This window comes from Micromonospora endophytica (assembly GCF_003236305.1).
Classification (GTDB): Bacteria; Actinomycetota; Actinomycetes; order Mycobacteriales; family Micromonosporaceae; genus Micromonospora; species Micromonospora endophytica.
The window spans coordinates 22,980-31,126 of record NZ_POTX01000044.1 but is presented as its reverse complement, the minus strand read 5'-3'; the positions used below and the strand labels follow the sequence as shown (position 1 = coordinate 31,126).

General features: G+C 70.6%; 5 protein-coding genes and 2 pseudogenes. 5 read left to right on the top strand and 2 right to left on the bottom strand.

Annotation, left to right across the window (positions count from 1 at the left end; all coding sequences use genetic code 11):
* Positions 1 to 61: 61 nt before the first annotated feature.
* The 5 genes and pseudogenes from C1I93_RS09545 to C1I93_RS09530 form a co-directional block, all read left to right on the top strand.
* A complete protein-coding gene (locus tag C1I93_RS09545; protein ID WP_111242875.1) occupies positions 62 to 1,381 on the top strand; it encodes a sensor histidine kinase in 1,320 nt (439 codons plus the stop codon).
* Positions 1,378 to 2,055 carry a response regulator gene (locus tag C1I93_RS09540; protein ID WP_111242874.1) on the top strand — a complete coding sequence of 226 codons (678 nt, stop codon included), beginning with the start codon at positions 1,378 to 1,380 and terminating at the stop codon, positions 2,053 to 2,055. Before C1I93_RS09545 ends, C1I93_RS09540 begins: the two co-directional genes overlap by 4 nt.
* 239 nt (positions 2,056 to 2,294) lie before the next feature.
* Positions 2,295 to 3,536 carry a metallophosphoesterase gene (locus C1I93_RS09535; RefSeq protein WP_212808496.1) on the top strand — a complete coding sequence of 414 codons (1,242 nt, stop codon included), beginning with the start codon at positions 2,295 to 2,297 and terminating at the stop codon, positions 3,534 to 3,536.
* 73 nt (positions 3,537 to 3,609) lie between these two features.
* Positions 3,610 to 3,729 (top strand): annotated as a pseudogene (locus C1I93_RS33235) (IS3-like element ISMxa1 family transposase); the annotation flags it as partial.
* An 18-nt stretch (positions 3,730 to 3,747) separates the two neighbouring features.
* Positions 3,748 to 3,939, top strand: a pseudogene (locus C1I93_RS09530) (HD domain-containing protein); the annotation flags it as partial.
* A 180-nt stretch (positions 3,940 to 4,119) separates the two neighbouring features.
* On the opposite strand, the gene treZ reads toward C1I93_RS09530, so the two are convergent.
* The gene (gene treZ, locus C1I93_RS09525) at positions 4,120 to 5,844 is read right to left on the bottom strand and encodes a malto-oligosyltrehalose trehalohydrolase (protein WP_111242872.1); all 1,725 of its coding nucleotides are present in this window, start codon (positions 5,842 to 5,844) and stop codon (positions 4,120 to 4,122) included.
* 17 nt (positions 5,845 to 5,861) lie between these two features.
* Complete coding sequence (gene treY, locus C1I93_RS09520; RefSeq protein WP_111242871.1) at positions 5,862 to 8,147, bottom strand: malto-oligosyltrehalose synthase; 2,286 nt, start codon at positions 8,145 to 8,147, stop codon at positions 5,862 to 5,864.

Here is an 8,147-nt window from a genome sequence, read left to right as displayed (position 1 = left end):
CCCCCATCCCCCGAGGGGCGGCAGGCGGCCTGCACGGACAGCGAAAAGGCCCCCACCTGCCATGAGCGAGCCGACCTCCCGAGAATCCGTACGCGGCACCTCGCCCCATGCTTCCCGGCTTCCGCAGTCACTGACCAGCGACCCCGACCACCGCGTCACGGTGTCGATCATCAGCGGGCTGGCCGCCTGGCAGATGCTCGACCGCGACCACCCCCGGCTGCGGCTGTGGGCAGTGCCCGTCTTCTGCGCCGTCCTCGCACTGCCCTCCCTGCTCAACCCGGCCAACCGCGCCCACCTGCCCAGCGAGATCGTCCTCACCCTCGCCTACACGGTTCCGCTGCTGTGGCGGGAACGACGGCCCGGCCTGGTGTTCGCGATCACCACAGCCGCCTCCGTCCTCGCGCTGCCGCTGAACGTCCTCAACGGCGCCGACGCGGCCCGGATCGTCGCGCTCTACAACGTCGGCCGCTACGGTAGCCACCGCCAGCTGGTCCTCGCCTGCACGGTCACCGCTGCCCAGATCGTTCTCTGGATCGCGGCGTTCTGGGGAAGCGGCCAACTGCAACACGCCAAGCGCCCAGAAATCGTCACGCTGCTGGCCATGCTCGCCGTGACCGCCTGCGCCGGACTGGCCCTCACCGGACGCCTGGCGAAGGCCTACATCGTGGCTCTGGAGACCGAGCGGGACCAGCAGGCGCGCCTGGCCGCAGCCTCGGAACGCACCCGCGTCTCCCACGAGATGCACGACATCCTCGGCCACACCCTCGCTGTGATCATCGGGCTGGCCGACGGAGCTGCCGCCCTGGCCAGGTCCCGCTCGGAGAAATCCGCCGGCGCCCTCGACCTCATCGGCGACAGCAGTCGCGAGGCCCTCGCGGAACTACGCCGCCTGCTCATCGTGATCGACAACCCCGCGACACAGCGGGACACCACCCCGCTCACACCGCAGCCGACCCTTCAGGACCTGCCCGCGCTGCTCCACCGCGTCCGCGCCGCCGGCCCCACCGCCGACCTGCACACCAACGGGGACCTGACACCGCTCAGTCCCGGCCTTCAGCTCACCGTCTACCGCATCGTGCAGGAAGCCCTCACCAACACGCTCAAACATGCCGCGGCCGACACCGCCGTGTCTGTCGACCTGCGCAAAGATGAGGAATCGGTGCACATCACGGTGGAGGACACAGGCCCGACCCGTACGCCGGACCGCGAACGGCACGGCAGGCACAGCGAGCAAGGATTGGTCGGCATGCGCCACCGCGCCGCCCTCTACCAGGGGCGCATCAGCGCAGGCCCGACCCTCGCTGGCGGCTGGCGCGTCCACACCGTCCTGAGCACATCCCGCACCCTGCCCAGCGCCGTCATGGAGAAGCACCGCAGATGACCACCGTCCTCATCGTCGACGACCAGACCCTGCAACGACTGGGCTTTCGCATGCTCCTCGAAGCACAGCCGGATATCTCAGTCGTCGGCGAAGCCTCCCAGGGCCAGGAGGCCGTCCGCCTGACCGCGGAACTGCGTCCCGACGTCGTCCTGATGGACATCCGGATGCCCAACGTCAACGGCATCGAGGCCACCCGCCGCATCGTCGAGTCCGGCAGCCGCTCGCGGGTCCTGGTCCTGACCACTTTCGACCTCGACGAGTACGCCTACGAGGCCCTGCGGGCCGGCGCGGCCGGCTTCTTCCTCAAGGACGCACGCCCCGAAGAACTCGTCGTCGGCATCCGGGCCGTGGCGGCCGGCGACAGCGTCATCTCCCCGAGCCTGACCCGCAGACTCATCGACGCCTTCACCACCTCGCACCCACAACGGACGTCCAGCGCTCCTGTCCTCCGCCCCGGACAGCGACGACAATTGGCCGCCCTGACCGAACGCGAACGCGAAGTTCTCGCCGCCGTCGCCACGGGATGGTCCAACGCCGAGATAGCCGCGCACCTCCACCTGGCCGAGTCGACGGTCAAATCACACGTCAGCCGCATCCTGGCAAAGATCGATGTCCGCGACCGCGTACAGGCCGTCATCTTCGCCTACGACGTGGGCCTGGCCCGCCCTCAGTGAACCCGCGCAAGCAGGCAGATGGACCCCAGGTGCCGCCGTCCGACGCGGCCGTCCTCCGGCCGGGCGCCGCCGACCCCCGAACCAATCAACTCCAACTATTCGACAACTCTCCCGGAGCACCCCGCCATGCACCGACACCTCGACGCCAGCACCCACGACGGACGATCCGTCTCCAGTCCGTTCCCACCGGCTGAGGCAGCGGCGTGAGCACCCTCGCGCAGGAAGCCACAGTCGCCGCGGTGAGCATCGTCGCCTCAGCCGCCGCACACCGCTACCTCTACCTGCGGCTCGTCAAGGACGTCACAGCGTCCGCCCGGCTGCGCCGCGCGGGCGGGGCTACGGCGGTCGCCCTCACGGTCCTGGTCCCCACCGGTGTCCTCGCCGCTCAGTACGCGAACCCCACACGCATCGCATGGCTGGCCTGGCCGGCCTTCGTGTGGGTCGCCCTGGCCGCCTACCTGCTGATGACGCTCGTCGCCCTGGAGATCCCTACACGCCTCACGGCGCGTGCACTGCGGCGTCGAACCGGATCCGGCTCCGTGATTCCCGCGCAGGCCCCTCGGGTGTCGGTCGTGCTGCAGAGCCACTCCGTGGCGGCTTCGGTCATGGGTGCCCCGAATCCCCAACCGGCTCAGGACGCACCGCGGATGGTGGATCGCCGTCTCATCCTTGCCCGCTCCGTCGCGCTGCTCGCCACCGGTACCGCCATGGCCACCACGGGCTACGGCTTTCACCGCGGCCTGGGAGCACCAGATGTGAAAGTCGTGCCCGTGGCCCTGCGCCGACTACACCCCTCACTCGATGGCATGCGCATCACCATGGCCAGCGACCTCCACCTCGGGCCGTTCTTCGGCCGCGCCCACACCGCACGCATGGTCCGGATGATCAACGACACGTCGCCCGACATCGTCGCCATCGTGGGCGATCTCTCCGACGGCACCGCCGGCGACTTGGCCGCTCACGCCGCGCCGCTCACCCGGCTGTCCTCGACCCACGGCACCTTCTTCGTCACGGGCAACCACGACTACCGCCACGATGTCGACGCCTGGATCGCCACACTCGCCGACTTCCGCGTCACCACCCTGCGCAACACCCGAACACTGATCAAACATCAGGGCGGAGCCATAGACCTCGCAGGTGTCACCGACATTACAGGCGAGCAGGACCACGACTCACCCGACTACGACAGGGCCCTCGGCGACCGCGACGCCTCCCACCCCGTCGTCCTGCTCGCCCACCAACCCGTGCAGGTGCACGAAGCCGCCCGCCGCGAAGTCGATCTCCAACTGTCCGGGCACACACACGGTGGAGCCTTCTTCCCCGGCAACCTGCTCGTGCCACTGACCCAACCCCTCACAGCGGGACTGGACACCATCGACCACACACAGCTCTACGTCTCCCGCGGAGTCGGAGCATCCCTGCCACCCATCAGAGTCGGAGCACCACCCGACATCACAGTCATCGAATTGCGCAGGCAATAACGCACGCGTGGCGTCGGCGATCAGGACGAACATCACCTACCTGCGCGTCGTCGCCGGCTGGTTGTATCTGGCCACCGTCATCGACTTCGCCGACGCCTGCCAACGGCACGGCATCCGCCGCTCGATGGGGCGGATCGGGTCGTCGTACGACAACGCCCTAGCCGACGCGTTCTTCGCGTCGCTCAAGCGTGAACTCGACGTCGACCGGCGGGCCCGAGACGCCGACAAGCTCGAATGCCTCGTTCAAGCCGTCGAGTACCGCCACCAGGGCATCGACAATGTCCTACGCTGGATCGACAGCTCCCGCGCCGCCCTCAGCCCCGTCTCCGCCCAGCGCCTCGCCCACGCCGCCCTCACCGAACAACCTCTCGCCTGGCTCACCCCCGCCCGCCAAATCACTTAAGTCGCCTCGATCATGCAGTTATGGTGCCCCGCAAAGCAGGCGAAAGATATGAACTCCGGCACCACAACTGCATGATCGACGGGCACCGGTTCGGCCAGGCTGCCACCCGGACGAGGGAATCCGGGGTTGGGCGCCATACCGAAACCCCTGGTCCGGACATAGATTCACACGGCATCACGTTTAGAGGGCCACGATGGCCGCTGTTTCCGCTGGCAACTCGATGCGATCACGCTGCACCGTGACGCCCTCGCCCGTGGCGAGCAGCACCCGGCGGGCCACGCCGGGCAGGGTCACTCGTTGGGGTTTGTCGGCGAGGTTGGCGGCTACCAGGCAACCGCCTCGACGCATCACCAGGAAGCGGTCGCCGTGGCGTACGTCGACTGTGGTCAGGTGGGGGTCGGAGAGTTCCGGGCGGGACTTGCGTAGGGCGATCACGCGCCGGTAGAAGTCGTACATCTGCCGGTGTTCGGGTTTGTCCAGCTCGGCCCAGTCGAGCCGGGAGCGCAGGAAGGTCTGCTGGTCCTGGGGGTCGGGGACCTCGGCCGACGACCAGCCGTGGGTGGCGAACTCGCGCCGCCGGCCGGTCGAGACCGCCGTGGCGAGCTCCGGCTCCGGATGCGACGTGAAATACTGCCAGGGCGTCGAGGCGGCCCACTCCTCCCCCATGAAGAGCATCGGGGTGAAGGGCGAGGTCATCAGCAGCACCGCGCCGACGCGGAGCATGGCCGGCGACACCGACATACTCAGCCGATCACCCGTGGCCCGGTTGCCGATCTGGTCGTGGTTTTGCAGGTACGCCACGAAGCGGTGGCCGGGGGTGCGCAGGTCGACGGGGCGGCCGTGTTGGCGGTGCCGGAAGCTGGACCAGGTGCCGGTGTGGAAGAAGGCGCCGCGCAGCACCTCGGCCAGGCATTCCATGGTGCCGAAGTCACCGTAGTAGCCCTGCTGTTCGCCGGTGAGCAGGGTGTGCAGGGCGTGGTGGGCGTCGTCGTTCCACTGGGCGTGCAGGCCGTAGCCGCCGGCCTCGCGGGGAGTGATCAGGCGGGGGTCGTTGAGGTCGGATTCGGCGATCAGCGACAACGGGCGGCCCAGGTGGACCGAGAGGGTCTCGACCTCGACGGAGATCTCCTCCAGCAGGTGCACGGCACGGGTGTCGGGCATGGCGTGCACGGCGTCCAGGCGTAGCCCGTCGACGTGGTAGTCGCGCAGCCACATGAGGATGCTGTCGATGATGAAGCGGCGTACCCCGTCGGAGTGCGGGCCGTCGAGGTTGACGGCCTTGCCCCAGGGGGTGGACGCGTCAGCCAGGTAGGGGGCGAAGAGTGGCGCGTAGGCCCCGGAGGGCCCGAAATGGTTGTAGACGACGTCGAGGATCACCCCCAGTCCGCGCGCGTGGGCGGCGTCGACGAGCCGTTTCAGGCCGTCCGGGCCGCCGTACGGTTCGTGCGGGGCGAACCAGCAGGCCCCGTCGTACCCCCAGTTGTGTTCGCCGTTGAAGGCGTTCACCGGCAACAGTTCGATCATGTCGACGCCGAGGTCGACCAGGTGGTCGAGGCGGCCGATGGCGGCGTCGAAGGTGCCTTCGGGGGTGAAGGTGCCGACGTGCAGCTCGTAGAGGATGCTGCCGGGCAGTTGCCGGCCGGTCCACGCGCCGTCGGTCCAGGAGAACGCCGCGTGGTCGTAGCGGCGGCTCGGGCCGTGCACGCCGGCGGGTTGCCACATCGAGCGGGGGTCGGGCAGCGCTTGGTCGTCGTCGTCGAGCAGGAACGAGTAGTCGGGGCCGGCGCCGGGCACCTCGATCTTCCACCAGCCGCCCCGGCCGGCGCGCATCTCGTGGTCGGCCCCGCCGGGCAGGCGCAGGCGCACCCGCTTCGCCTCCGGTGCCCAGACCGTGAACTGGGACATGATCGCAGCCTCCCGGGTCAGGTGGTGGGCACCAGCAGCGCGACGGGATAGGTGGCCAGCAGATCCGCCAGGCGGACCTGACCGTCACTGTAGACCCGCCCGGTGAACAGGCACGACATCTCGTTAACGGGTAATGACAGGGCGGTGTCCCGCCAGCCGCCGGTGGCGGCCAGGCGCAGTGGCAGACGGGTGGCCACCGCGAGCGCACCGCCGCGGTCGAAGGCGACGGCGTGCCGGGCGGCCGGGCCGACCGCGAGCACCGGCTGGTAGTCGCCGAACAGCTCCGGGTGGTCGCGGCGGGCGCGCAGGGTGCGGGAGACCACGAGCAGCTTCGCCGCGCCGGTCTCGTCCACCGCCGGCTGCCAGCCGGCGTCGAGCCGGGCCAGCAGTTCCCGGCGTACGCCGAAGTCCACCGGGCGGCGGTTGTCCGGGTCGACCAGGGAGTTGTCCCACAGCTCGGTGCCCTGGTAGGTGTCGGGCACCCCGGGCATGGCCAACTGGATCAGTTTCTGGCCGAGCGAGTTGGACCAGCCGGCCGGGGTGATCTCGGCGGCGAACGCGGCCAGCTCCGACGAGACCGCCGGGTCGTCGTAGATCGCGTCGATCAGGGCGTGCATGGCCTGCTCGAAGGCGGGGTCGGGGTCGGTCCAACTGGTCGAGGCGGCAGCTTCCCGGGCGGCTTTCTCGGCGTACGCGTGCAGTCGCTCGCGTTCGATGGGCCAGGCGCCGACGGCGGTCTGCCAGAGCAGGTGGGCCAGGGCGGCGTCCGGCAGCGGCACCGCGGCCATCCAGCGGGTTACCAGTTCGGCCCAGCGCTGCGGCAGTTCGGCGAGGACGGCGAGGCGGGCGCGGACGTCCTCGCCGCGTTTGGTGTCGTGGGTCGACAGGGTGGTCATGCTGGCCGGCCAGCGCTCGTGGCGGGCGACAACGAAGCGGTGGAACCGGCCGGGCCGGGTGCCGAAGTGGGCGGGGCTGCCGCCGACCTCGTTGAGCGCGACGAACCGGGTCCACCGGTAGAACGCGGTGTCCTCCACGCCCTTGGCCATCACCGCGCCGGTGAACTGCGGGAAGCGTCGGGCCAGCTCGTCGTCGGGGTCGCGCAGCCGGCGGGTGACCGCGTCGAGGGCGCCGGTCAGGTCGCTGCGGCGGCGACCCGCCTCGGCGCGGGCGTTGGCGAGGTGGCGGACGCCCTCGGGTGGGTAGCCCCGGTAGACGCCGAACGCGGCGGCCAGTTCGGCGAGGGCGGCGCGGGCGGCGTCGGCGTCCACGTCGGGGGCGAGCGCGGCGAGCCGGTGCAGTTCGGCGGCGAGCAGCCGGGTGGCCGCGCCGAGTTTGGTGTCGTGGGTCAGGTCGGCCCAGGAGGTGGCCCGGCCGGTGAGCCGGGTGTCCAGGGCGGTGAAGTCGGCTTCGCCGTCGCCGTCGACGAAGAGCCCGCTGACCGCCGCGAGGGCGTCGTAGCCGGTGGTGCCGTCGACCGGCCAGTCCGGCAGCTCCTCGCCGTACTCCAGGATCTTCTCCACGATCAGCCAGGCGTGCGGGGCGGCGGCGCGCAACCGGGTCAGGTAGCCGGCCGGGTCGCGCAGCCCGTCGGGGTGGTCGACCCGGATGCCGTCGATCTCGCCCGCCGCCGCCCAGGCCAGGATCAGCTCGTGGGTGGCGGCGAAGACCTCGGGGTCCTCCACCCGCAGCCCGGCCAGGCTGGAGACGGCGAAGAACCGGCGGTACGTCAGTTCGGCGTCGCCGCGCCGCCAGGAGACGAGCTGGTAGTGCTGCCGGTCGTGCACCTGCTGCGGGCTGCCGTCGCCGGTGCCGTCGGCGATCGGGAAGCGGTGCTCGTGGTAGCGCAGCTCGCCGTCGGCGAGCTTGAGGTCGGCCAGGGCGTCGGGGGTGTCGGCGAGCACCGGCAGCAGCAGCCGGCCGGCGTTCCAGTCGATGTCGAACCAGCTCGCGTACGCCGATTCGCGGCCCCGGCGCAGCAGGTCCCACCAGGCCGGATTGGCCGCCGGCACGGCCACCCCGGCGTGGTTGGGCACGATGTCGACGACCAGGCCGAGCCCAGCGTCGTGCAGCGCCCGCAGCAGCCGCTGCCGACCGGCTTCGCCGCCGAGTTCCGGGTTGACCTGGCGGTGGTCGACCACGTCGTAGCCGTGTGCGCTGCCGGGGGCGGCGGCCAGCAGTGGCGCGCTGTAGAGGTGGGTGACGCCGAGGTCGGCGAGGTAGCCGGCGAGACCGGCGGTGGTGTCCAGGTCGAAGCCGGGGCGCACCTGCACCCGGTAGGTGGCGACGAGGGGCTTCGCGGTCAT

What these genes read in the sequence shown, in the direction of transcription:
- C1I93_RS09545 (WP_111242875.1), top strand. Translation starts at nt 62, where the DNA reads ATGAGCGAGCCGACCTCCCGAGAATCCGTACGCGGCACCTCGCCCCAT.
- C1I93_RS09540 (WP_111242874.1), top strand. Translation starts at nt 1,378, where the DNA reads ATGACCACCGTCCTCATCGTCGACGACCAGACCCTGCAACGACTGGGC.
- treZ (WP_111242872.1), bottom strand. Translation starts at nt 5,844, where the DNA reads ATGTCCCAGTTCACGGTCTGGGCACCGGAGGCGAAGCGGGTGCGCCTG.
- treY (WP_111242871.1), bottom strand. Translation starts at nt 8,147, where the DNA reads ATGACCGCGAAGCCCCTCGTCGCCACCTACCGGGTGCAGGTGCGCCCC.